General features: G+C 62.6%; 21 protein-coding genes. 11 read left to right on the top strand and 10 right to left on the bottom strand.

Features of this window, described 5'->3' with window-relative positions; genetic code table 11:
• Positions 1-31 precede the first annotated feature (31 nt).
• From IHQ71_RS02145 to IHQ71_RS02100, 10 genes are all read right to left on the bottom strand, one after another.
• The gene (locus tag IHQ71_RS02145; RefSeq protein ID WP_258163007.1) at positions 32-766 is read right to left on the bottom strand and encodes an aspartate/glutamate racemase family protein; all 735 of its coding nucleotides are present in this window, start codon (positions 764-766) and stop codon (positions 32-34) included.
• Positions 766-1422, bottom strand: a complete 657-nt coding sequence (locus tag IHQ71_RS02140) for a flavin reductase family protein (protein ID WP_258160253.1) — start codon at positions 1420-1422, stop codon at positions 766-768. The genes IHQ71_RS02145 and IHQ71_RS02140 overlap by 1 nt, the downstream gene beginning before the upstream one ends.
• A 13-nt stretch (positions 1423-1435) precedes the next feature.
• Positions 1436-2593, bottom strand: coding sequence for an amidohydrolase (locus IHQ71_RS02135; RefSeq protein ID WP_258160252.1), 1158 nt, complete (start codon positions 2591-2593; stop codon positions 1436-1438).
• A gap of 51 nt (positions 2594-2644) precedes the next feature.
• The gene (locus tag IHQ71_RS02130; RefSeq protein ID WP_258160251.1) at positions 2645-3694 is read right to left on the bottom strand and encodes an extracellular solute-binding protein; all 1050 of its coding nucleotides are present in this window, start codon (positions 3692-3694) and stop codon (positions 2645-2647) included.
• A 16-nt stretch (positions 3695-3710) separates the two neighbouring features.
• Positions 3711-4484, bottom strand: coding sequence for an ABC transporter permease (locus IHQ71_RS02125; RefSeq protein WP_258160250.1), 774 nt, complete (start codon positions 4482-4484; stop codon positions 3711-3713).
• Positions 4481-5362 carry an ABC transporter permease gene (locus IHQ71_RS02120; RefSeq protein WP_258160249.1) on the bottom strand — a complete coding sequence of 294 codons (882 nt, stop codon included), beginning with the start codon at positions 5360-5362 and terminating at the stop codon, positions 4481-4483. Before IHQ71_RS02120 ends, IHQ71_RS02125 begins: the two co-directional genes overlap by 4 nt.
• Entirely contained in the window at positions 5359-6426 is a 1068-nt protein-coding gene (locus IHQ71_RS02115) for an ABC transporter ATP-binding protein (protein ID WP_258160248.1), read from the bottom strand. The genes IHQ71_RS02120 and IHQ71_RS02115 overlap by 4 nt, the downstream gene beginning before the upstream one ends.
• Before the next feature lie 399 nt (positions 6427-6825).
• Complete coding sequence (locus tag IHQ71_RS02110; protein WP_258160247.1) at positions 6826-7542, bottom strand: GntR family transcriptional regulator; 717 nt, start codon at positions 7540-7542, stop codon at positions 6826-6828.
• Between the two features lie 141 nt (positions 7543-7683).
• Complete coding sequence (locus IHQ71_RS02105) at positions 7684-8880, bottom strand: amidohydrolase (RefSeq protein WP_258160246.1); 1197 nt, start codon at positions 8878-8880, stop codon at positions 7684-7686.
• Positions 8881-8900: 20 nt separating this feature from the next.
• On the bottom strand, positions 8901-10268 hold the full coding sequence (locus tag IHQ71_RS02100) for an amidohydrolase family protein (RefSeq protein WP_258160245.1): 1368 nt from the start codon (positions 10266-10268) through the stop codon (positions 8901-8903).
• A 160-nt stretch (positions 10269-10428) separates the two neighbouring features.
• Here IHQ71_RS02100 and IHQ71_RS02095 point away from each other — a divergent pair, with 160 nt between their 5' ends.
• The 11 genes from IHQ71_RS02095 (at position 10429) to IHQ71_RS02045 (ending at position 23839) form a co-directional block, all read left to right on the top strand.
• Entirely contained in the window at positions 10429-12000 is a 1572-nt protein-coding gene (locus IHQ71_RS02095) for an ABC transporter substrate-binding protein (RefSeq protein ID WP_258160244.1), read from the top strand.
• 136 nt (positions 12001-12136) lie between these two features.
• The gene (locus IHQ71_RS02090) at positions 12137-13102 is read left to right on the top strand and encodes an ABC transporter permease (protein ID WP_258160243.1); all 966 of its coding nucleotides are present in this window, start codon (positions 12137-12139) and stop codon (positions 13100-13102) included.
• Positions 13102-13998, top strand: coding sequence for an ABC transporter permease (locus IHQ71_RS02085; RefSeq protein WP_258160242.1), 897 nt, complete (start codon positions 13102-13104; stop codon positions 13996-13998). The genes IHQ71_RS02090 and IHQ71_RS02085 overlap by 1 nt, the downstream gene beginning before the upstream one ends.
• Positions 13998-15722 carry an ABC transporter ATP-binding protein gene (locus tag IHQ71_RS02080; RefSeq protein ID WP_258160241.1) on the top strand — a complete coding sequence of 575 codons (1725 nt, stop codon included), beginning with the start codon at positions 13998-14000 and terminating at the stop codon, positions 15720-15722. Before IHQ71_RS02085 ends, IHQ71_RS02080 begins: the two co-directional genes overlap by 1 nt.
• A 12-nt stretch (positions 15723-15734) precedes the next feature.
• The gene (locus IHQ71_RS02075; RefSeq protein WP_258160240.1) at positions 15735-17177 is read left to right on the top strand and encodes an amidohydrolase family protein; all 1443 of its coding nucleotides are present in this window, start codon (positions 15735-15737) and stop codon (positions 17175-17177) included.
• Between the two features lie 49 nt (positions 17178-17226).
• The gene (locus IHQ71_RS02070; RefSeq protein WP_258160239.1) at positions 17227-18444 is read left to right on the top strand and encodes a cyanate transporter; all 1218 of its coding nucleotides are present in this window, start codon (positions 17227-17229) and stop codon (positions 18442-18444) included.
• Positions 18445-18626: 182 nt separating this feature from the next.
• Entirely contained in the window at positions 18627-19454 is an 828-nt protein-coding gene (locus tag IHQ71_RS02065; RefSeq protein ID WP_258160238.1) for a phosphogluconate dehydrogenase C-terminal domain-containing protein, read from the top strand.
• 121 nt (positions 19455-19575) lie between these two features.
• Positions 19576-20517 (top strand): D-ribose ABC transporter substrate-binding protein, encoded by a 942-nt coding sequence (locus tag IHQ71_RS02060; RefSeq protein WP_258160237.1) that lies wholly within the window; start codon positions 19576-19578, stop codon positions 20515-20517.
• A 72-nt stretch (positions 20518-20589) separates the two neighbouring features.
• Positions 20590-21228: a DUF2291 family protein gene (locus IHQ71_RS02055; protein ID WP_258160236.1), complete on the top strand. Its 639-nt coding sequence runs from the start codon at positions 20590-20592 to the stop codon at positions 21226-21228.
• Positions 21229-21230: 2 nt separating this feature from the next.
• Complete coding sequence (locus tag IHQ71_RS02050) at positions 21231-22775, top strand: sugar ABC transporter ATP-binding protein (RefSeq protein WP_258160235.1); 1545 nt, start codon at positions 21231-21233, stop codon at positions 22773-22775.
• Positions 22775-23839, top strand: a complete 1065-nt coding sequence (locus IHQ71_RS02045; protein ID WP_258160234.1) for an ABC transporter permease — start codon at positions 22775-22777, stop codon at positions 23837-23839. The genes IHQ71_RS02050 and IHQ71_RS02045 overlap by 1 nt, the downstream gene beginning before the upstream one ends.
• The last annotated feature ends 1 nt before the right edge of the window (position 23840 follow it).

The following is a 23840-nucleotide window of genomic DNA, read 5'->3' as shown; positions in this document are numbered from 1 at the left end:
GGTTTTGTGATTTCACACATGAAGGAAGGTATTAATGCGCGAGCGCGGGGGCACCCGCCAGATCCGCCGACTTGTCACGCGGATAGGCGTAGGCGCCCGCCTTCGACGTGCGAAACCCGCCGCCCGCCATCGCCTCGGCGAGCTTCACCGCAGCCGTGACGCCGTCGATGACGGGCACGCCGATTTCCTGGGACAGCCATTCGCAGAGCTCCGCCATGCCGGCGCAACCCAGAACGATCGCATCGACACCATCGTCGCGTAGCGCTGCCCGAGCCTCCGCCAACAGTTTCATCCGCGCAGTCGCCGCGTCGGCCTCAAGCGAAAGCACCGGCAAGTCCACTGCCCTCACCCGCCGGCAACGGCCACTGGCGCCGTAATGCGCGACGAGATCCTCGATGACGGGGACTGACCGGGGCAAGGTGGTGATCACGGAGAAGCGAGCGGCAATGGTGACGGCAACCTGCACCGCCGCCTGGCATATGCCGATGACCGGACCGGCCGCCACTTCGCGGGCGGCGGCAAGGCCCGGATCGTCGAAACAGGCAATCACGTGGGCGGAAGCACCCCGCGCCTCGGCCTCGCGGATCGCCGACAGCATTGATGGGACCGACATCGCCTCGTCGGAATAGCCTTCGATCGAGGCGGGCGTTCCCTTTGCGGTCACCGCGTCGATCTCGGTACCGTCGGCCTTTGCGGCGCCTGCCGCGCGGGCGATCTGGTCGGTCATCGAGGTGGTGGAGTTGGGATTGATGACATGGATGCGGATCATCGGGCTATCCTTTCCGGCCTCGGCGTCACCTGCGACGCCTCATAGGGTAGCAGTGCATCGGACTTCTTGAGCTCGAACTGCCGGTCGGAGGCAATGTAATTGTCGGCATGCAGCCGTGCGATGGGCTGGTAGGTCTCCGGATTGACGTAGCGCCCCTGCACATCGAGGCACCGGTCGGGCACATGCATGTGTACGACCTCGCCGATAACAAGTGAACGGTTGGGATAATCGATGAAGCGCTCCAGCCGGCACTCGAAGCTGCAGGGGCTCTCCGCGATCCTGCTGACATCGATCTGGTTGCAGGCCACCGGCGTCAGACCGGCGAAGTCGAGCTCGTCGATATCGGAAGCGAAGTTGACGCTGCAGACGATCATCGCCTCGGCGATCGACATATCGACCATATTGACCACGAATTCGCCGGTGCGGCGGATATTGCCGACCGTATCCTTCTCGTCGCCGTTACCGCGGGCCTGAATGCCGAGCACCACCAGCGGCGGCTCATGCGAAAAGACGTTGAAGAAGCTCATCGGCGCGGCATTGTTGTGGCCTGCCGGCGAGCGCGTGCCGACGAGCGCAATCGGCCGCGGCCCGACGAAATTGGTGAGCAGCCGATACTTGTCCGGGCCGGAAATTGCAGTGAAGTCTATATCCATGATTTCGTTCCGATCAGCCCGCCACAATAGCGCCGCATCGCACGACGCGACGGCCGCCCGGCCGGCGGCAGAGGGCATCGCCGGCATTGATGGCCTCGATCATCACGAAGTCGGCACGGTTGCCGGGCTTCAAGCCGTAGTCCGCGAGGCCGATGGCGCGCGCCGCGGCGTCGGTCGCGCAGCCGATCGCGCGCCGGAAATCCTCGTCCGTGTTCCAGTCGAAGCGATAGGCGGTCAGGAAGGCGCGCTCGAGCATGTCGCCATTGCCCAGGGGTGACCAGGAATCGCGGATGCCGTCCGAACCGCAGCATACGGTCACGCCCATCTGGGTAAGCGCCTCCACCGGCGGCACGGCGACATCCGCCGGCGCCGAGGTCATCAGGGATATACCGAGATCAGCGAGCCTGCGGCCGATCTTCTCGAGACGGGCACCGGAAATCATGCCGAGGCAATAGGCGTGCGAAATCATCACCTTGCCCGCGAGACCCGATGCTTCCGTGTGGTCGGCGATCCGCTCGATCTGCCAGGCGCCGAGGTCGCCCTTGTCATGCAGGTGGATGTCGATGCCGGCGCCTTTCTCGACCGCGAGATCGAAGATGAAATTCAATTGTCCCTCGGGGTCGCCATCGATGCCTGCGGGATCGAGCCCGCCGACCGTCTCGACGCCCATGTCGATCGCCGCCCGGATCAGCTCCGCCGTGCCCGGACGGCAGAGCAGGCCTTGCTGCGGAAAGGCCACGAATTGCAGGTCCACCTTGTCGCGCCATTCGTCGCGCAGCCGCAGCATCGCCTCGACATGCGCGAGGCCCATATCGGGTGCCACATCGATATGCGACCGCACCGCCGTCGTGCCGTGGCGCAGCATCTCCGTGAGCAGGCGTGCGGCGCGCTCGTCCGGCGCCGTCTGGTTGGCGGACAGGACCTTGCGTTCGTTATCGATATAGTCGCGCAGCCTCGGTGACCGCTGGCCGGGCTGCCAGGCCTCGCCCCACAGCGTCTTGTCGAGATGCACGTGTGGTTCGACGAAAGCAGGCAGAACCAGCCGCCCACCGCAATCGATGGCGTCAGGACCGGTCACATCGGGGCCGATTTCCCGGATCTTGCCGTCGGCGCAGCTTATGCCGATGGTGTTTCCATCGATATCATACAGGTTCGAATAGGTCGTGATCATGCTTGCCTCTTGAGATAGGGGCGCGGCCCTTGCGGACCGCGCCGTTGGCCGTCAGCCCTTCAGGCGGGTCCAGATTCGGTCACGCAGTTCGCGCGCCTTTGGGCCGCAATCCTTTGTCGGCACCAGGCGGCTGGCATATTCGGCCGGCATGTTGATCGCGTCCATCTTGCGCCACTGGTCGTTGAGGAACTCGTCGGACTTGATGGCATTGGCATAGGCGATCGCGTTCGATACGGCGGCTGCATTTTCCGGCGCCATCATCCAGTTGATGAAGATCTTGGCGTTTTCCGGATGTGGCGCATTGGCCGGGACCGCGAAATTATCGCGGAACATCGGCGTGCCCTCTTTCGGGTAGAGGAAGCGGATCGAGCTGCGCTGCGCCGTGGCGCGTGCGGTGGCGCCGTTCCAGACGTGGTACATCGCGACCTCACCCGAGGCCAGCCGGTCGACGGTGCTGTCGGAACTGTAGAGCTTCAGCTTGTCCTTCTGATCCTGAAGCAGCTTCAGGATCTTCGCAGCGTCATCGTTGCTCTCAGTGCATTGCGGGATACCGAGATAGATCGAGGCGGCGAGAATCTCGTCGCTTGCCGTGTCGAGTGCCGCGATCTTGCCGACGAGATCGGTGCGAGGCTCGAAATATTCCTTCCAGCTCGCCTCCACCTTGCCGCCTTCGACCTGTGCGCTGTCATAGGCGAGGCCCGTCACGCCCCAGAGATAGGGTGCGGAATATTCGTGCTTCGGGTCGAAATCCGGGTTCTTGAAGGCGTCCTTCATGTGGACGTAGTTCGACATGCTGTGGGTGTCGATCTTCTTGAGCAGTCCATCCTTGATGAGGCCGGGGATGACATAGTCGCTCGGCACGATCACGTCGTAGGACGCGCCGCCGGATTGGAGTTTCGCCAGCAGCGTGTCGTTGCTGTCGAAGCCGTCGAGAATGACCTTGATTCCGGTCTCGCTTTCGAATTTCTTCAGCAGATCGACCGGATAATAGTCGGTCCAGTTGTAGAAATAGAGCGTCTTCTCGGCATCCTGCGCCGCTGCGGGCGCGGCGAGGAAAGCTACGGCGGCCAGGGCGGCACCGAAACAGGATTTCAGGGACATGCTATACTCCTCCTTGTTAGCGGCGCAGACGGCCGAGAAAAAACGACAATGAAACGAGCAGGACCGAAACCATCAGCATCACCGCCGAGATGGCGTTGATCTCCGGCGTGATGCCGGCACGGATGGCCGAGAAGATGTAGACCGGCAGCGTCGTGGTGCCGGGGCCGGCGAGGAAAAACGAGGTCAGGAAGTCGTCGAGGCTGGTGACGAAGGCCAGCGTGAACCCGGCCATCACGCCCGGCCACAGGAGCGGCATCGTCACGCGGCGGAAGGTGCGGAAGCGGTTGGCATAGAGATCCTGCGCCGCCTCTTCGTAAACCCCGCTGATGCCTTCGAGGCGGGCGCGGATGGGAAGGTAAGCAAAAGGGATGCAGAAGGCCGTATGCGCCAGGATCATCGCCCCCATGCCGAGCTGGATGCCCAGCGACACGAACAGCAGGAGCGTCGCCACCGCCACGACGATCTCGGGCAGGATCAGGGGCATGTTGAGGATTGTCTCGGAGGCGCCGCGACCGAAGAATGAGCGCCGCGTGCCGAGCGCCGCCATCAGCGCCAACAGCGTCGCGGCGGTGGCGGCGCAGACGGCGAGTATCAGCGAATTGGTCGCCGCTGACTGGATGGAGGGATTGACGACGATCCGGCTGTACCAGTCGAACGACGCATGGGTCCACACCGTCGCCGTGCGGTTGGCATTGAAACTGTAGGCGATCAGCACGATGACGGGCACATAGAGATAGACCAGAACGGCGATCGAGATTTCGCGCGTCAGCGGAAAGCGCCTGGGGTTCATGCCGCCCTCCTGTTGCGCCAGAGCGCCATGCCGGTCATGGCTATCAGCATCAATGAGAGGAGCACGACGGAAAGTGCCGCGCCGAACGGCCAGTTGCGCGAGGCGCCGAACTGCATCTGGATGATATTGCCCAACATCAGCGTCCTGCCGCCGCCGAGCAGCGCCGGCGTCACGAAGGCGCCAAGGCAGGGGATGAAGACAAGCAGGCACCCCGCAACGATGCCAGACGTGGCGATCGGCAGCACCACGCGCTTGAGCGCACGGCGGCGATTGGCACCGAGGTCGTGCGCCGCCTCGACCAGCCGCCAGTCGAATTTTTCGAAGACGGTGTAGATCGGCAGGATCATGAACGGCAGGAAGGAGTAGGTGAGCCCGATCGCGACGGCGATATCATTGTAGAGCAGTTGCACCGGCCCGAAGGGTAGAACGGCATTGACGAACTGCGCGGTCCAGCCGTCTTCGCGCAGGATGATGAGCCAGGCGTAGTTGCGGACCAGAAGATTGGTCCAGAACGGAATGGTGATCACCAGCAGCATGATTTCGCGGTTCGACCGCGAGAGCCCCGCCATCCACAGCGCCACCGGCAGGCCGAGGACAAGGCAGAGGATCGTGGTGACAGCAGCCTGGGCGACGGAGCGCAGAAAGATCGTCAGGTAGGTGGTGTTGACGATCATCGTGCCGTCGAAGTCTTCTTCCCACACCAACCTGATGTAATTGGCGAGCGACGGCGCCGAACTCCAGTCGACACCGCTGGTTCCGCCCTTTTCGAGCAGCGAGATCCAGGCCATCAGGCCGAGCGGCGCGCCGATCAGCAGCACGATTGCCAACAGTGCCGGCGAGAGCAGAGCAGAGGTTCGGATGGCGGATGGACCGGTCATTGCTCCAGCACCCGCAACGCTTCCGCCGGCAGGGCCAGTCCGACCCGCTCGCCGTTGCCGCAGGCAAACCCCGACGATTCCAGCTGGCGCAACAGGAATGTGCTGCCGTCGGGCAGGCCGAGCTTGTGAAGCATCGCCGTGCCCAGATAGGCCGAATGGATGATCGTGGCTTCCAGCGCGCCTTGACCTGCGGGCACGAGACGCGCGCGTTCGGGCCTGATCGCCACGGTGACCCGGCCCGACTTGCAATGGGTCAGCGGCAGGACCGCGCCGGCATCGAGCCGCACGCCGCCGCCTGCCAGCGCCTCGCCTTCCATGAGATTGATGTCGCCAATAAAATCCGCGACGAAGCGGTGCGTCGGTGTCTCGTAGATCTCGCGCGGCGGGCCCATCTGCAGGATTCGGCCCGACTGCATGACCGCGACCCGATCCGAGAGCGTCAGCGCCTCTTCCTGGTCATGGGTCACGAACAGGAAGGTGATGCCGGCCTCTTCCTGCAACTGCTTGAGCTCGATCTGCATCTCCTTGCGCAGCTTGAGATCGAGCGCGGAGAGAGGTTCGTCGAGCAGTAGCACGCGCGGTCGCGGCGCGAGCGCCCGGGCCAGCGCCACGCGCTGTTGCTGCCCGCCTGACAATTCGGCCGGGCGGCGGCTGCCGAAGGCGCTCATCCGCACCATTTCCAGCACCTCGCCGACGCGGGTGCGGATCGCCTCGCGTGGCTGGCGCTGTTCCTCCAGCGCGAAGGCCACGTTCTGCTCGACCGTCAGGTGCGGGAAAAGCGCGTAGCTCTGGAAGACCGTGTTGACCGGCCGGTGGAAGGGTGGGGCGGCCGTGACGTCGCGCCCCTCGATGGCGATGGAGCCGCTATCGGATGTCTCGAAGCCAGCGATCAGGCGGAGCAGCGTGGTCTTGCCGCAGCCCGAAGGGCCGAGAAGCGTGAAGAACTCGCGTTTGCCGATATCGAGCGAGACATCGTCGAGCACACGGATGGCATAGATGCCCTTGCCGAAGCTCTTGCTGATATTCCGGATGGAAATCGTAGGCGAATTGGATGCGTCTACCATGCAGGCCCCTCGGCTCTTTCGCACAAGGTCCTACACGGCATACGATGTTGTCAAGACAATGTATGCAATTTTATCATAAATGAGGACACAATATTTTATGAGGCAATCACCAATGGATTGTGTCCCGCCTGAGAATCGTGGTTTCGTGTCCCGTGCGAGTAGCCGCGGTGAGGTTCGACGCGGGCATCGCAATGGATAATCATGCCCGCGCCGACGGCACGTGCCAATTTAGGTCTCGATGATGGCTGAGGCTATGCGCGAAGTGACCCGAACGAAGGGTCTTAGAGACTCTTGCATTGAAATGGAATCGGTTCTGCCGGAGCTACGACGCGCGCCGGCCGGTCAACAAGCGACTCCGCTTGAGCCAACAGAACCGGCTCCATTTCAATGCAAGAGGCTCTAAAGACCTTCCGCCTTGGCATAGGCAACCAGCAGATCGGGAAAATCCTTCTCCGGATTTCCCTTCAGCAATGCCCGCGTGGTGATGGCGTCGATATGCTCTTCCATCAGCGAGCAGGCCTTCTTGCGGTCGGAGTTGACAAGCGCCTGGATGATCTCGCGATGCTCCGAAACGGCGCAATCCGACGAATGCGGGCGGCCGTAGAGTGACAGGATCAGCGACGAACGGGATACAAGTTCGGTCACATAGCGCGCCAGTACATCATTGTCAGTCAATTGCGCCAGCAGCACGTGGAACTCGCCCGCGAGTTGGATGGAATTGGCGGAATTGTTGGCGCGAGCCGTGTCTTCCGCGTCGACATGGGTCTCGAGCTGCTTGATCTGCTGCGGGGTGAGCTTGCCTGCGAGCGTATCGACGACCAGGGCCTCGAGTGCCTGGCGCACGGCGAAAATGTCGCGCCCGTCCTGAAGACTGGGCTGGGCCACGCAGGCGCCCTTGTGCGGACGCTGCTCGATCAGGCCCTCGCCATTCAGCCGCGCCAGGGCCTGCCGCACGATGGTGCGGCTGACGCCCAGCCGCTCGCCGATCGAGTCCTCCGGCAGCTTGGTTCCCGCTGCCAGCGCCTGGTCAAGGATCGCGCGCTTCAGGGTACGGTATACAGCATCGGACTTGGAGGTCGCCGACTTTTCGCTTTTCTCACTGACCGGAGGTGTCATGATAGTCCTAATCTTAATTCCCTGATGGTGTAGCCTGCGGCTGAATACTACCAACGCGTTGTCTTCGGCGTAAAGTCAACCGCCAACGTCACTTGGCCCCCATGAATTGGATACAATGCACGCCGCGATCCGACCTACCCCCTATTCGACATTCGGCGGCTCGACGATCGAAACGCCCCTATCGACGACCAACCGGCCGCGGCAGATCACCGTGCGCTGCCGTGGCGTGAGCGCTACCGCTTCCGCCAGCGTGCGTGCCGGCATGAGGACAACATTGCCCAGGCAACCCGGCGACAATCCGTAGTCGGCCAGATCAATCCCCTCCGCGCCGCCAAAGGTGCAGATACGTGCGGTTTCTTCCAGATCGGCGTCGTTGGTCCAGCCGTTACGCTGGGCGAGATATTTCGCCCGCTCCAGCATGTCGCCATTGCCCCACGGCTCCCATGTGCCCTGAATCCCATCGGAGCCAGAGGCTACGACGACGCCGGCCTGCCGCATCATGCGCAACGGCAATGCCGGCGCGGAGGGACTGCCGACTGTCATTACCGAGATCCTCTCCCGTGCAAGAGACTCGATCAACGAGGCCTGACGTGGCCCATCCAGCATGCCGAGGCAATAGGCATGGCTCACCATCACGCGGCCCTGCATCGCATGCGCCCGCACGCGCTCGATGATCAGTTCGAGGCAGAATGCGCCGAGATCACCGGGTTCATGCAGATGAATGTCGACCGGCTTGCCGTAACGCTCGGCGAGGGAAAAGATCGCGTCGAGATGCCGGACAGGGTCACGGTCGATGGTACCGGGATCGATGCCGCCGACGATATCGGCGCCGGCCTTCAGCGCCTCGTCCATGAGATCGAGCGTGCCCTCGCGCACCAGCATGCCGCTCTGCGGAAAAGCGACAATCTGCACGTCGACGAGATCGCGGAATGCCTCGCGCGTCGCCACGACGCCCTCGACGTTGGCGATGCCGATCTCGGTATCCACATCGACATGGCTGCGGATATGCGTGACGCCGTAGCGCAATGTCTGCGCGACCTGCCGGGCCGATTGCCGGCGGGCATCGATGCCGAGTTCGCGCTTGCCCCGGCGATCCGCCAGGATGCGGTCGTTCCGGGTCGGGCCGACCTCGTTGCGGAACCAGTCCATCCCCACCATCGTCTTGTCGAGATGCGTATGGGCCTCGACGAATCCCGGTAGCGCGATCTGCCCGGCCCCATCGATCTCCGTCACGGCGCCTTCGATCGGACCCTCGGAAAAGCGGCCATTGCGGATGAACAGGTCCGTGAGTTCCCCGCCAAGGGGCCTGATGTTGCGAACAAGAATATCTGCGGTCATCTCAATGCTTTCCGATTTCCTCAAACAAGTTGCGCGCGCTCAGCCATCCGATGAAAGGCCCGCTCCGCGCGGTCCAGAATGGCGTTCTCATCCATGCCGACAAGCTGTCGTCCGCGCATCAGAATTCTGCCGCCGACGATCGTCGTATCGACATCCGCGCCGTTGGCGAAGCGCACCAGCCGCTGCACCGGATGGACCGGCGGCCAGAGATGCGGCTGGCGCATGTTGACAAGGACGATATCCGCGCGCTTGCCCGGCTCCAGAGAGCCGATCTCGTCTTCCATGCAGAGCGCCCTCGCGCCCTCGATCGTCGCCATTTCAAGGAGTTGCATAGGCGGCAGCACGGCATCGTCCCTGAAATGGCGCGCGTGATAGCGATGCGCCTGGAACAGGTTGCGGAACATGTCGAACGGCCGGTCGGGCGCCGCGGCATCGGTCCCTAGCGAAACGGTGACACCGGCCTCGATCAGTTCCGGCGCGGGGCAGCGGCCGTATACCGACATCAGCGCGCTCGGATTGTGCGCCACTTTCGCGCCGGTGCGCTTGAGCACGGCAATATCGGCTTCGGTCAGATCAATGCAATGCGCAAGCAGGGAGCGGCCATCGAACAGATCGAGGCGCTCGGCATTGGCGGCGATGGAGCCGTCCCGGTGTCCGTCCTGAACGAGAAGCACGCCCTTTTGACGCGCGAGATCGCGCACCTGCCGGCAAATGGCATGGATATGCTCATCCTCGAGTTCCCGCGCGGTGAAGACGGGGAGCGACATCGCTATATGCAGCCGGTCATTCCGCCCCTGCCATCGGTCGATCAATGCCACGCTGACGGAAAGCTGCGCCTCCGGAGAGATTTCAAATTCGGTATACGATCCCTGTCCGTACTTACGATAGGCCCAGGGCGAGTCGCGGCGGTTCGGACCGACCGCCAGCACCTCGCGCAGGCCCATATCGGCGATGACATCAAGATGCGCCTCAGCCGCCTCGGCATCATCCGTGCGCATGATGTCAGGGCCGCCGCCGAACAACAGTGCTGATGTCGTCGTACCGCATTTGATGCGCTCGCAAGCCGACAGGCCCGCTTCCGCCGCCCAGAACTCCGAATCGGTCGCCTGTGCGTAGATGCGGCCGGTGACATTCATCCACTGTTCTGAATCGTCGCCGAGCCCTTTGGTCAGCGTATGACCAGCATGGGCATGTGTGTCGATCAGGCCGGGCATGACCACCATCCCGGAAGCATCGATGAGCTCCGCACCCGCCGGTGGGTCAATTGCCGCCTCGCCGACCGCTACGATTCGTCCTTCGCTGACAAGCACATGTCCCTTCTGGAACACGCGCCGCCCCGCATCCATGGTGACGACGACACCACCTTCGATCAACAAGGGTCTGGTCATCCGCGTATTCCTCCTGGGAAACATTTATCAGCGATTTCGCAGATGCAAATGCAAAGGTGAAATCGCCGCTTGAAATTGTGTACCGTTTATGTATTTTCAATATCGCAAGGATAGTATCCTGTAAATTCAAAAATTTGTATACGTTAACTGGGAGAAGCGTGTGAACAACTATTTGAAGGCCCTCCTGACCGGGCTCGCCATCGTGGTGCCGCTATCGACACCGGCAATCGCTGAGACATTGCGCTGGTCGTCGGCTGGCGATGTGATCTCGTATGACCCGAACGCCCAAGTCGACAGCTTCACGCAGAGCGTGCAACACATGGTGTTCGACCCGCTCGTTCGCCGCAACAAGGACCTGAAGCTCGAGCCCGCGCTCGCGACGTCCTGGGAAGTGATCGAGCCGACCCGCTGGCGCTTCAAGCTGCGCCAGGGCGTCAAGTTTCATGAAGGCCAGAGTTTCAATGCCGACGACGTGGTTGCCACCATCCAGCGCCAGATCGATCCCGGCGCGCGCAACCGCGAAAACCTCTCCGCCGTTGTCGGCGTCGAGAAGGTCGATGACTACACTGTCGATCTGATTCTGCGCGGCGCCTATCCGCTGCTGCTCAACGACCTTGCGGCCATCTACATGATGAGCAAGCCCTGGATGGAAGCGCACGACGCGCTGAAGCCGGGTAACACCACGACCGGCGTCGTCACCTATGCCAGCAACCATGCCAATGGAACCGGCCCTTTCAAGCTGGCCGCCTACGAGCCCGATTCCAAGTCGGTCTTCGCCGTCAATGAAGGCTGGTGGGACAAGCCGCAGCATAACCTGACGGAAGTCGAGTTCCGCCCGATCGCCTCGGATGCGACACGCGTCGCGGCACTTCTCTCCGGCGAGCTCGACATGATCGCGCCGGTGCCGCTGCAGGATATCGACCGCATCGAGAACACCGAAGGCCTAAAGGTGGCGCAGAATCCGTCGCTGCGCGAGATATTCCTCGTCCCCAGCTTCCGGCCGGAACTCCACGCCATGCCGGGTAAGCCCAATCCGCTGCTCGACGTCAAGGTGCGCCAGGCGCTGTGGCATGCGCTCGACATGAACACGATCCAGAAGCGCCTGATGCGCGGCAAGTCGCGCGTATCCGGCATGCTGGTCGCCCCTGAAGTGACGGGCTACGACGCGTCGATCGACGTGCCGCTTGCCTATGACGTCGACAAGGCCAAGGCACTGCTCACGGAAGCCGGCTACCCTGAAGGCTTCAAGGTCGGACTCGGCTGCTCGAACGACCGCTATATCGCCGACGAGCAGATCTGCCTGGCGATCGCGTCGATGTGGGCCAAGGTCGGCGTTGAGGTCGATCTCAGCACGGAAAGCAAGACGACCTATTTCCCGCGCACCGACAAGGGCGAGTTCGACATCTATCTGCTCGGCTGGGCTTCGCTTCCGCCGATGGACGGCTACAGCGTGCTCCAGGCGCTGCTCGCCACCAATGACGGGACGTTCGGCGGCAGCAATGCGAACGGCCTGTCCAATCCTGAGATCGACAAGCTTGCGCGCTCGGCTGCGGTCGAACTCGATGAACCCAAGCGTATACAGATGCTGAAGGACGCCTTCCGCATCACCCACGACCAGGTGCTCTATCTGCCGCTGCATCAGCAGCCGGTGGCCTGGGCGATGAGCGACAAGGTCGAGATTCCGCAATTCGCCGATGAATATGTGCGGCCCTGGTTCGCACAGGTGAAATAACACGGGTTTTCTCCCGAGACGCCCCCGGATGACGCAAGAAGTCCGGGGGTTCGCATTCAACCCAATGGGTGCCATCCGCACTGGATCGCACCGGCCCCGGCCCGGCCTCGCCGAGCGCTCTGGAAGGGATTGGCTGATGATCAGAATTCTGTCGGTGAGGTTGCTGCAGGCGATCCTCGTGATGATCGCGGTGACGGCAATCGCCTTCATCATGTTCCGCTTCGTCGGCGATCCAGTCGCCGCCATGGTGCGGGAAGGTGCTACGCAAGCGGAGAAGGATGCATTGCGCGCGACTCTCGGCCTCGACCGGCCGCTGGTCATGCAGTTCGTCGAGTTCCTCGGTCGGGTGCTTCAAGGCGATCTCGGCACCAGCTACCGCTACCAGCAGCCGGTCGTCAGCCTGCTGCTGACCCGGTTGCCCGCGACGCTGGAACTGGTTTTCGTCGCCACCATCATGGCGCTGGCGGCGGGCATTCCGCTCGGCGTGCTCTGCGCGCTGAAGCCAAAGGCTGCTCTCTCTAGGCTCACGCAATCCTTGACCCTCGTCGGCATTTCGATGCCGACTTTCGTGACCGGCCTGCTGCTGATCCTGGTCTTCGCGGTCAACCTGCGCTGGCTGCCCTCGTCGGGCCGCGGCGATCTGGTCGACCTCGGCGTCTGGAAGACCGGGTTCCTGACGCTCTCCGGCTTGAAGTCGCTGATCCTTCCATCGATCACGCTGGCACTTTTTCAGCTCACATTGATCATGCGCCTGGTGCGCTCGGAAATGATCGACGTGCTGTCCTCCGACTATATCCGCTTCGCCTTCGCGCGCGGACTGCCGCGCCGCTATATCTACGGCCGGCTCGCGCTGCGCAACGCGCTGATGCCCGTCGTCACCGTCACCGGCCTGCAGATCGGCCAGCTGGTCGCCTTCGCAATCGTCACTGAAACGGTGTTCCAGTGGCCGGGCATGGGCCTGCTGTTCACCAACGCGGTCGGCTATCCCGATGTCCCCGTTCTCTCGGCATATCTGTTGTTCGTCGGCTTCCTCTTCGTTGTGATCAACATGATCGTCGACATTCTCTACACCTTCATCGACCCCCGGCTGAGGACACAGTGATGACCACCAAAGCCTTGTTGCACCGGTTGCCTCCGGTTTCCGTGACCATTGCCGCCCTGATCCTCGCGGTCATGGTCGTGCTCGTCCTGCTCGCACCGTTCATCGCGCCGATCGATCCGCGAGACGTCTCGTCCTATTCGCTGATGGACATGGAGCTTCCTCCTGCCTTCATGGATGGCGGCGATCCCCGCTTCCTGCTCGGCACCGACAATCAGGGGCGCGACCTCGTCTCGGTCATTCTCTTCGGCCTCAGGATTTCCATCCTGATCGGCCTTGGCGCGGTGCTGTTTGCCGCAACCTTGGGCGTGATCCTCGGCCTGATCTCAGGCTATTTCGGCGGCATGATCGACAGCATCGTCATGCGCATCGCCGATATCCTCGTGAGCTTTCCGACCATCCTTGTCGCGCTGCTGGTCAGCGGCATCGCCCGCGCCCAGCTCGGGACGGAGACGATGCTCGAATGGGCGCCGCTGATCCTGATCCTCGCCATCGCGATCAATGAATGGGTGCAATATGCGCGCACGGTGCGGGCTTCCAGCATGGTGGAAATCTCCCGCGATTACGTGCGCGCCGCCAAGGTGATCGGCCTGCCCTCGGGCCGCATCATGCTCAGGCACATCCTGCCCAATGTCATGAGTTCGGTGATGGTGATCGCCACGATCAACCTCGCGGGCGCCATCCTGACCGAGGCGACGCTATCCTTCCTCGGTGCCGGCATGCCGCCGACCTATCCCTCGCTCGGCACGCTCATCCGCATCGGCAACCAGTTCCTGTTCTCGGGCCTGTGGTGGATCGCTGTTATGCCGGCGGCCGTGCTGGTTGTGCTCGTTCTCGCCGTCAACGTGATCGGCGATTACCTGCGCGACCGTTTCAACCCCAAACTGATGGCACGCTGATGAAAAGGATCCAGCCTCCCGCTCTCGACATCAGGAACCTGCGCGTCGAGTATCCGCTCGCCAACGGCAAGACGCTTGTCGCGGTCGACAATATCGACCTCGTCATCCAGCCGGGCGAAATCCATGCCTTGGTCGGCGAATCCGGCGCGGGCAAGACCACGGTCGGCAATGCCCTGATGGGCTTGCTTCAGCATCCCGGCAGGATCGCCGGCGGCTCGATCACGATTGCCGGCAAGCCGATCGACGTCCGGACCGGACGCACCGAAGGCATCGTGCCCGGACGCGATGTCGGCGCAATCTTCCAGGACCCGATGACCAGCCTCAACCCGCTGTTCACGGTGGAGAGCCAGCTTTGTGAAGGCATGCTCACGCATTTGAAGATCGGCCGACGTGAAGCGCGCCTGCGCGCGCTCGAGCTGATGAAGGCGGTTGGTATTCCGGAGCCTGAGCGCCGGCTGGGCAGCTATCCGCACCAGCTCTCCGGCGGTCAGCGGCAGCGCGTGGTGATCGCCACCGCACTTGCCTGCGATCCGCAACTGATCGTCGCCGACGAGCCGACCACGGCGCTCGACGTATCGGTGCAGGCCCAGATCCTGAAACTGATCCGCGAGCTCGCCGACAAGCGCCGCGTGGGCGTGCTGCTGGTGACGCACAATATGGGCGTGGTCGCCGAAATCGCGGACCGGGTCACCATCATGCAGAACGGCCTGGTGGTGGAAAGCGGCGCGACGCGCGACGTTCTGAGCGCGCCGAAAGCCCCCTATGCCCGCACGCTGATCGCGGCCGTCCCGCCGATCGAGGTCCGGCTCGACCGTCTGCCTGTTCCCAGTGAAGAGACCCCGGTGACATTGGAGGCGCGTGCCGCCGTGCGTCGGACGAGCACGAAAAGCCACGCTGGCGGCACGGACGAGATCGTTCTCGATGTGCGCAACCTCAACGTGGAATATGGTCGAGGCTCGCTGATTCCGGGCCGCAAGGCGTTCACCTTCAAGGCCGTCAAAGACGTTTCCTTCAATGTCCGACGCGGCGAAATCTTCGGCCTTGTCGGCGAATCCGGCTGCGGCAAGACGACAGTCGCCAACACCATTGCCGGCCTCGTGACCAAGAGCGGCGGCGACGTGGATTTTCTGGGCGCTCCCTTGGGCAGCCGCCGCGACCGTTCGACCCGACAATCGCTGCAGATGGTGTTCCAGGACCCCTATTCGGCGCTCAACCCCCGCATGCGGATCAATGCCGCCATTTCCGAGCCGATCCTGTTCTATAAGCTCGCCGCCAACGCCGAAGAGGCCCTGCAGGATGCAGCCACGCTGCTCGAAGCGGTCGGTCTTCCCGCAGAGTCAGGTGCACGCTTCCCGCACGCGTTTTCCGGCGGTCAGCGCCAGCGGATTGCGATCGCCAGGGCACTCGGGCCGCGGCCTTCGCTGCTGATCTGCGACGAGCCGACATCAGCCCTCGACGTCTCGGTGCAAGCGCAACTTCTCAATCTGCTCAAGGACCTGCGCGACCTTGCGGGCCTCTCGATGCTGTTCATCAGCCACGATCTCGCTGTCATACGCCAGATGTGCGACCGCGTGGCGGTGATGAAATCGGGCGAGATTGTCGAACTGGCGGAAACCGAAGCGCTCTTCCGGTCGCCGCAACATCCTTACACGCAGGAGCTCCTACGTCTCGCGCCCTCGCTCGATCGCATCCTGTCGCGGGAAAAGATTGCCGTCGGACAATGAAAGACTGAGGAAATGGCAGACGTCATCATCAGAAACGGCACCGTGATCGCCGTGGATCCGGAACGCCGAATCATCGCCGACGGTGCCGTGGCAATCACGGGCGACCGGATCGTCGCCGTCGGACCGACCGAAGAAATCGTGCGAGACCATGACGCGCGGGAAGTCATTGATGCATCAGGTATGGCGATCATGCCGGGCCTTGTCGACAGCCACGCCCATGCCGGGCACGGACTGATCAAGACCATCGGCGGCGGGCGCGGCGACCTCTGGTACCAGGCTTGCCAGGGTGCTTATACGGTCGGTTCGACGCCGGAATTCTGGCACGCCGAGGCCCAGCTCGCAGCACTTGAGCGCCTGCGGTTCGGGGTGACGACCGGCGTTTCTCTCCTCGGCGGCGGCGATTCCATCATGCGCACGGACGATCCGGCCTACGGCGACGCGCATATGGAAGGCGTGCTGCACATCGGCACCCGTTCGGTCGTGGCAGTGGGCACCACGCGGCCGCCACATCCCCTGACCTATGCCCGCTGGAACGGTTCGCAGCGCACCGATTGCCCGGTGACGTTTGAGCAGCAACTTGCGACGTCGCTTGATCTCGCCGACCGCTGGCACCGCAGCCACGAAGACCGTTTGCATGTCGCGTTCCTGACGCCCACTGTGCACCAGCAGCATCTCGACGATCCCGGCGGACGGGATGCCGTCGCCCAGTCGCGAAGGGTCAAGGAAATCGCCGAGGAACGCGGCCTGATCTTCACCCAGGACGGCCACACCAAAGGCAGTGTTCGCATCGCCAAGGATATCGGCATTCTCGGGCCACGCACGCTGCTGTCGCATGCCACCGGCCTCACCGACGAAGAGATCGCGATCTGCGCCGAGACTGGCACAACCGTCGTCCACAATCCGAGCGCGGTCGCATCCATCCTCGCGCGTTGCCCGGTGACCGAACTGCTCGATGCCGGCGTGACGGTCGCGATCGGCTCGGATGCGACGGCGCCGGATCGTTCGGCCGACATGTTCCGCCACATGCAGCAATGCATGCATTACCACCGCACCTATTTCCACGATCCGAGCTGGCTTCCGCCGGGCAAGGCGCTGGAAATGTGCACGATCGACGGCGCCCGCGTCCTCGGTCTTGAAAACGAGATCGGCTCGCTCGAACCGGGCAAGAAGGCGGATATCATCCTGGTCGATCTGCGCCGGCCGCATCTTTATCCGGCGAACATGCCGGAGTTCCGGGTCACCTATTTCGCCAATGGCAACGATGTCCACACCGTTCTGGTCGGAGGCCGCGTGCTCTTGCGGAATCGCGAGCCGGTCCATGTCGATCAGGATGCGGTGCTCGATGCGGCGCAGCGGGAGACGGAGCTGATGATCGAGCGGCTCGGCATCCGCGATTCGCTCAGGACTCCGCCCATGTTCTGGCGCAACAGCCGCGATACCAACCTGATCGAATAGGCCGATATCCCCCAGCGGCGCGGTGCGCCTGCCTCAAGTGACTGAAATCATGATCGCAATGAAGAATCCCGAAGGCAAGCCGGGCCGGCCATGGGCCGTGCTCGCCCTGGTCGTGCTGATCGGCATCAATCTGCGACCATTCCTCGCCGCGCCCGGACCTCTGCTGGTCGATATCGGGCATGATCTCGGCATGAGCCTCGAGGGCATCTCGGTTCTCACATTGCTGCCCATGCTGCTGATGGGCATCGGCGCGTTCGTTTCACCGCGAATCCAGGCGGCGATCGGAACGCGAAGAGGAATGCTCATCGCGCTTTCGGTGCTCGCGATCGGATCAATATTGCGGCTGGAAGCGTCGAGCGGCGTGCTGCTCATCCTCACTGCGGCACTCTGCGGCGCGAGCGTTGCCTTCATTCAGGCAGCCTTCCCCGGTATCATCAAGGAGAATTTCCCCAACAGCATCGCCGTGGTGACCGGCCTCTACTCCGCCGTCATCATGGGTGGCGGTGCGCTCGGCGCCCGCGCCATGCCGGCGCTCACGAATATGGGATTCAGCTGGCGCGCGGCCCTTGCATGGCTCGCAGCGCCCGCGGTGATCGCACTGGCTGCTGCCTGGCTGACGTTGAAAGAAGCGCGTTCCGCACGCCCCGACAAGAATTTGGTCGGCCATCTGCTCAGCCGCCCCCGGACCTGGGCACTCATGGCGGCGTTCGGACTGGTGAACGGCGGCTATTCGTCCGTCATCACCTGGCTCGCACCCTATTATCAGAGCCTCGGATGGCGAAGCGCCGATAGTGCCAACCTTGTTGCCATCATGGCCATCTGCCAAGCTGTCGCGGCGCTCGCCTTGCCGGCACTTGCAAGACACGGCACGGACCGCCGGCCATGGCTGCTCCTCACGCTCGCGATGCAGGCGATCGGCTTTGCAGGACTGGCCTTTTCTCCCGATTCGGCGGCCGCTTTCTGGGTCGGCATCTGTGGCGCCGGCCTTGGCAGCAGTTTCGCGCTCGCGATCGTGACGGCGCTCGATCACCTGCCGCATCCTGAACAAGCTGGCGCGCTGGTCGCGCTGATGCAGGGCGGCGGCTTTCTGCTCGCCTCAGTCGCGCCGTTGCTTCTGGCCTTGCTCCACGATTGGACCGGCACCTATAGCGCCGGCTGGATCATGCATATCGGCTTCGTGGCTGTCACATCGGCGCTCTATCTCAGCTTCAAGCCCGAGAGCTACGCCGCCGCGACACGGCTGAACGGCTTGGCGCCTGGCATTTGATCTGTTCTCAACTTCCATCCCAGCGTTGCCCGGCGTTCGTCCCCGTATTCTAGCGACCCAAAGGGCACATGAATACTCATTGACATATCATACCAGTTGACGATATCACGACTTCACAATAAACGTGGGCTTCGCTGCCAAGCGCCGGCGCATGTGAAATGCATAGACTTGTGGAGGAATGAATGACTTCAATCGCACTCTTCGGCGCCGGCGGCAAAATGGGTTGCCGGCTCGCCAAGAACCTCCAGGGTTCGCGATATGATATGCGCCATGTCGAGGTCAGCGATGCCGGCAAGGCGCGGCTTCAGAACGAACTCGGCATTTCGACGGTAGACGCCGACAAGGCGCTCGATGGCGCCGATGTTGTGATCCTAGCTGTTCCTGACACGGCGATCGGCAAGGTGGCGGCGTCGATCAACGACAAGCTGAAGGCAGGCATGATGGTCGTGGCGCTCGATGCGGCCGCGCCTTTTGCAGGCCATTTCCCGGATCGTCCCGATCTCACCTATTTCGTCACCCATCCCTGCCATCCGCCGATCTTCAACGACGAGACCGACATGGCGGCGAAGAAGGATCACTTCGGCGGCGTGCATGCCAAGCAGCATATCGTCTCGGCGCTGATGCAGGGTCCGGAAGACGCCTATGCCGTCGGCGAGGAGATTGCGAAGGTGATCTGGGCGCCGGTCATGCGTTCGCATCGGGTGACCGTTGAGCAGATGGCGCTGCTGGAACCCGGTCTTTCCGAAACCGTCTGCGCCTCGCTATTGGTCGTCATGCGTGAAGCGATGGACGAATGCGTGCGCCGCGGCGTGCCGAAGGAAGCCGCCCGCGACTTCCTGCTCGGCCATATGAACGTGCTCGGCGCCGTGATTTTCGAGGAGGTCCAGGGCGTGTTCTCGGATGCCTGCAACAAGGCCATCGAGTTCGGCAAGCCCGTGCTGATGAAGGACGACTGGAAGCGGGTCTTCGAACCGCAAGAAATCGCGGCCAGCATCCAGCGTATTACCTGATTGCCTGGCGGCTTCGCCGCCAATCCCGGGCTTGGCCCGCACATTTGAATTGCACGGGGGCGGTCGTTTCATTGGAGAAACGCCCGGAGGGTTCCTGTGCCTTAACAAGGAGGAGAAGACCATGAAACTGACGAGAAGACTGACGATTGCGGGTTTTGCCGCGGTCATGCTGGCAGGCGCCGCAATGCCGGCCTTTGCCGCCGATCTCATTGCCATCATCACGCCGAGCCACGACAATCCGTTCTTCAAGGCCGAGGCTGTCGGAGCCGAAGCCAAGGCCAAGGAACTGGGCTACGAGACGCTGGTGCTGGTACACGATGACGACGCCAACAAGCAATCGCAGCTGATCGACACCGCAATCGCACGCGGCGCCAAGGCGATCATTCTCGACAATGCCGGATCGGAAGCATCGATCGCGGCCGTACAGAAGGCCAAGGATGCGGGTATCCCCTCCTTCCTGATCGACCGCGAAATCAATGCCACCGGCGTCGCCGTCTCGCAGATCGTCTCCAACAACTACCAGGGTGCGCAGCTCGGCGCCGAAGAGTTCGTCAAGCTGATGGGCGAGAAGGGCAACTTCGTCGAACTGCTCGGCCGCGAAGCCGACCTCAACGCCGGCATCCGCTCCAAGGGCTATCACGACGTGATCGGCGAATACCCCGACATGAAGATGGTCGCCCAGCAGTCGGCGAACTGGAGCCAGACCGAAGGCTATTCCAAGATGGAAACCATCCTGCAGGCCAATCCTGACATCCAGGGCGTGATCGCCGGCAATGACACGATGGCCATGGGCGCGATCGCAGCACTTCAGGCTGCCGGCCGCAAGGACGTCATCGTGGTGGGCTTCGACGGCTCCAACGACGTCCGCGACTCGATCAAGGCGGGCGGCATCAAGGCAACTGTCATGCAGCCGGCTTATGCGCAGGCCCAGATGGCGGTCGTCCAGGCCGACGAATTCATCAAGACGGGCAAGAAGCCGGCTGAAGAAAAGCAGCTGATGGATTGCGTGCTGATCAATGCCGACAATGCCGGCAAGCTCGAGACTTTCGCGCTCACCCAGTAAATCCTCCCAAGGGATGGCGCGAGGCGGGGCAACCCCTGCCTCGCGTTTGCTGCTTGTTACTGGAGAATGGGAATGCCCAGGTTCAATTCCGTCGCCGTGATCGCGCTGGCCGGCTTGCTGGCGCTGCCGGGCTGCAAGTTCATCAAGACCGCCGACCAGCAGAAAGAGGCGGCCGCAGGCGCCTTCGACCCCGACAAGCTGGTCGCCGGCATCTGGGACGACAAGGTGCTTCCCTATCTCAACGAACGTGCGGGATCGCTCAAGGACGTCACCTCACTGGCATCAAGCGATCTCAACGCCGCTGCCGCGAAATACGGCCACAAGGAAAAGCAGGGCAACGCGCCCTATACTTTCGCGGCCAAGGTCGAGGGAACGATCGTCGCCGAGGAAACCAAATCGCGCGCCGCTTATGTCGATGTCGATGTCGATGGTGACGCCAAGGCCGATGTCCGAGTGGCGATCGGCCCGGCAATCCGGGGCACCGCGCTCCGTGACAGCTTGAAATTCGTGAACTTCAACGAGTTCAAGAACCAAATCGAATGGGCGGAATACGGCAAGGCGTTCAACATCCATGTCAACAAGACATTGCTCGAAAAACTGCCGCGCAGCGGATTGACCGGCAAGAAGCTGACCGCAACCGGCGCGTTTCCGCTGCCCTCCGCCGGCCAATTGCCGCAATTCGTGCCGGCGACAATCACGATCGGGGGTTGATCATGACCGGCCCCGACGACGGCGACGTTATCCTCGAACTGCGCGACATCACCAAGGCCTATTCCGGCATCCTGGCGGTCAAGAAGGCCGATCTCAAGCTTCGCCGTGGCGCAGTCAACGTGCTGGTCGGCGAGAATGGTGCGGGCAAATCGACGCTGATGCGGATCATCGCCGGCGTCGAACGGCCGACACTGGGCGAGATCTTTCTCGATGGCGAAAAGATCCATCTCGATACGCCGGCCGACGCGGTGCGCCACGGCATCGGCATCGTCTTCCAGGAACTCAATCTGTTCGGCAATCTCTCGGTCGCCGAGAACATTTTTGCCACCCGCGAGATCACGCGCGGCCTGCGCGGCATCGATCACAAGGCGCAGGTGGCAAAGGCCAATGAATTCCTCGACCGCCTTGAAGCCGGGATCTCGGCAGATACGCTGGCGGAAGACCTGCCGATCGGCCAGCAGCAGCTCGTCGAGATTGCCCGCGCCGTGTCGCTCGATACCCGCATCCTCATCATGGACGAACCGACCTCGGCGCTGAGCGCGGCGGAAGTCGACATCCTGTTCCGCGTCATCGCCGACCTCAAGGCGCGCGGTGTTGCAATCGTCTATATCTCGCACCGGCTCGAGGAGCTGATGCGGATCGGCGACTATATCACCGTGCTGAAGGACGGCCAGATCACCGGCCATGCGATGGTCAGGGATATCGATACCAGCTGGATCGTCCGCTCGATGATCGGCTCAGACGCCAAGGATTTCGCCAAGCAGATCGACCATCCGCTGGGTGACGAAGTCTTCCGCGCGGAGGAGATCTGCCTGCCGCGCGTACAGGGCGGCTACGCCGTCGATCATGCGTCGCTATCGGTCAGGAAGGGCGAGATTCTCGGCATCTATGGCCTGATGGGTGCGGGGCGCTCGGAGCTTTTCGAATGCATCATGGGCCGGCATGAGCACTATACCGGCAAGGTTTTCATCGACGGCGAGGAGCTCAAGGGGCGCGATACGACGCGGCGTATCCGCGAGGGTCTGGCGCTCATTCCCGAGGACCGTCAGCGCGAGGGCCTGGTGCAATCCATGTCGATCGCGGGCAACCTGACGATGGCGAGCCTCGGGCAGTTCGTAAGGGGCGGCTTTCACATCGATCTCGCCCGAGAGAAGAAGGCGATCGGTGACGCCATACGCGGCCTCGCGATCAAGGCGAAGAACCCGGATTTCGAAGTCACCTCGATGTCAGGCGGCAACCAGCAGAAGGTCGTGATCGGCAAGGCGCTGATGACCGGCCCGAAGGTGCTGCTGATGGACGAGCCGAGCCGCGGCATCGATGTCGGCGCCAAGGCAGACGTATTCCGCACCATGCGGCGGCTGGCCAGCGAGGGGCTTGCCATTCTGTTTTCCACATCCGACCTCGAAGAGGTGATGGCGCTTTCCGATCGCATCGCGGTGATGAGCAACGGGCGGTTGGTCACGGTCGTCGACCGCCGAGACGCCACCGAGGACATGATCATCTCGGCCTCTGCGGAAGGGCATAAAACCAAAAGGAACCATGCGTGATGACGACAGCAACGCAAACCGCCTGCCACGAAGGCCTCAACAGCGGATCGATCCTGCTGACGCTGATGAAGCTCAGGACATTCATCGCGCTGTTCGCGGTCATCATCTTCTTTTCGTTTTTCGCACCGAACTTCCTGTCGACCGCGAACATGATCCTGATGTCCAAGCATGCGACGCAGAACGCGTTCTTGGCGATCGGCATGACATTCGTCATCATCACCGGCGGCATCGATCTCTCGGTCGGCTCGATCGTCGGCCTGTGCGGCATGGTCGCCGGCGGGCTCATTCTCTACGGCATCGAGCTGCCGATCGGCTACACCGTCTATTTCAACATTGTCGAGGTGGCGTTCATCGTGGCTGTGGTCGGCATCGTCATCGGTGCGATCAACGGCCTGTTGATCACCCGGCTCAATGTCGCGCCGTTCATTGCGACACTCGGAACACTCTATGTCGCGCGCGGCATGGCGCTGCTCTATTCCGACGGCCAGACGCTGCCGAACCTGCAGGGCAGGCAAGAACTAGGCAACCAGGGTTTCAGCTATCTCGGCTCGGGCAGCATTCTCGGCCTGCCGGTGTCGGTGTGGATCCTGATCACGGTGGCGCTGGGTGCGGCCTATTTCGCCCGCTTCGTGCCGCTCGGCCGGCACATCTTCGCGGTTGGCGGCAATGAGCGCGCGGCGCGCATGTCCGGCATCCGGGTCAAGCGGGTGAAGATGTTCGTGTATATGTTCTCCGGTTTCTGCGCAGCGATCGTCGGGCTGGTGATCTCGTCGGAACTGATGGCATCGCATCCGGCGACCGGCACCAATCTCGAGCTCAACGCCATCGCAGCAGCCGTGCTTGGCGGAACCTCGATGTCCGGTGGGCGCGGCACGATCGGCGGTACGATCATCGGCGCTTTCGTCATCGGCATCCTCTCCGACGGTCTTGTCATGATGGGCGTCAGCTCTTTCTGGCAGATGGTCATCAAGGGTCTTGTCATCATCGTGGCAGTCGTGGTTGATCAGGCGCAGCGCCGCTTGCAGCAGCGCGTGACCCTGATGCAGATGGCAAAGGCAGGCTGAG

Source organism: Rhizobium sp. TH2 (assembly GCF_024707525.1).
GTDB lineage: Bacteria > Pseudomonadota > Alphaproteobacteria > Rhizobiales > Rhizobiaceae > Rhizobium_E.
Note: the sequence above shows the minus strand (reverse complement) of the source record. Positions and strands in the feature narration are given on the sequence as shown.

Coding starts and splice junctions, on each gene's coding strand:
- IHQ71_RS02140 (WP_258160253.1), bottom strand. CDS start 1,422: ATGGATATAGACTTCACTGCAATTTCCGGCCCGGACAAGTATCGGCTG.
- IHQ71_RS02135 (WP_258160252.1), bottom strand. CDS start 2,593: ATGATCACGACCTATTCGAACCTGTATGATATCGATGGAAACACCATC.
- IHQ71_RS02130 (WP_258160251.1), bottom strand. CDS start 3,694: ATGTCCCTGAAATCCTGTTTCGGTGCCGCCCTGGCCGCCGTAGCTTTC.
- IHQ71_RS02125 (WP_258160250.1), bottom strand. CDS start 4,484: ATGAACCCCAGGCGCTTTCCGCTGACGCGCGAAATCTCGATCGCCGTT.
- IHQ71_RS02120 (WP_258160249.1), bottom strand. CDS start 5,362: ATGACCGGTCCATCCGCCATCCGAACCTCTGCTCTGCTCTCGCCGGCA.
- IHQ71_RS02115 (WP_258160248.1), bottom strand. CDS start 6,426: ATGGTAGACGCATCCAATTCGCCTACGATTTCCATCCGGAATATCAGC.
- IHQ71_RS02110 (WP_258160247.1), bottom strand. CDS start 7,542: ATGACACCTCCGGTCAGTGAGAAAAGCGAAAAGTCGGCGACCTCCAAG.
- IHQ71_RS02105 (WP_258160246.1), bottom strand. CDS start 8,880: ATGACCGCAGATATTCTTGTTCGCAACATCAGGCCCCTTGGCGGGGAA.
- IHQ71_RS02100 (WP_258160245.1), bottom strand. CDS start 10,268: ATGACCAGACCCTTGTTGATCGAAGGTGGTGTCGTCGTCACCATGGAT.
- IHQ71_RS02090 (WP_258160243.1), top strand. CDS start 12,137: ATGATCAGAATTCTGTCGGTGAGGTTGCTGCAGGCGATCCTCGTGATG.
- IHQ71_RS02085 (WP_258160242.1), top strand. CDS start 13,102: ATGACCACCAAAGCCTTGTTGCACCGGTTGCCTCCGGTTTCCGTGACC.
- IHQ71_RS02080 (WP_258160241.1), top strand. CDS start 13,998: ATGAAAAGGATCCAGCCTCCCGCTCTCGACATCAGGAACCTGCGCGTC.
- IHQ71_RS02075 (WP_258160240.1), top strand. CDS start 15,735: ATGGCAGACGTCATCATCAGAAACGGCACCGTGATCGCCGTGGATCCG.
- IHQ71_RS02070 (WP_258160239.1), top strand. CDS start 17,227: ATGATCGCAATGAAGAATCCCGAAGGCAAGCCGGGCCGGCCATGGGCC.
- IHQ71_RS02065 (WP_258160238.1), top strand. CDS start 18,627: ATGACTTCAATCGCACTCTTCGGCGCCGGCGGCAAAATGGGTTGCCGG.
- IHQ71_RS02060 (WP_258160237.1), top strand. CDS start 19,576: ATGAAACTGACGAGAAGACTGACGATTGCGGGTTTTGCCGCGGTCATG.
- IHQ71_RS02055 (WP_258160236.1), top strand. CDS start 20,590: ATGCCCAGGTTCAATTCCGTCGCCGTGATCGCGCTGGCCGGCTTGCTG.
- IHQ71_RS02050 (WP_258160235.1), top strand. CDS start 21,231: ATGACCGGCCCCGACGACGGCGACGTTATCCTCGAACTGCGCGACATC.
- IHQ71_RS02045 (WP_258160234.1), top strand. CDS start 22,775: ATGACGACAGCAACGCAAACCGCCTGCCACGAAGGCCTCAACAGCGGA.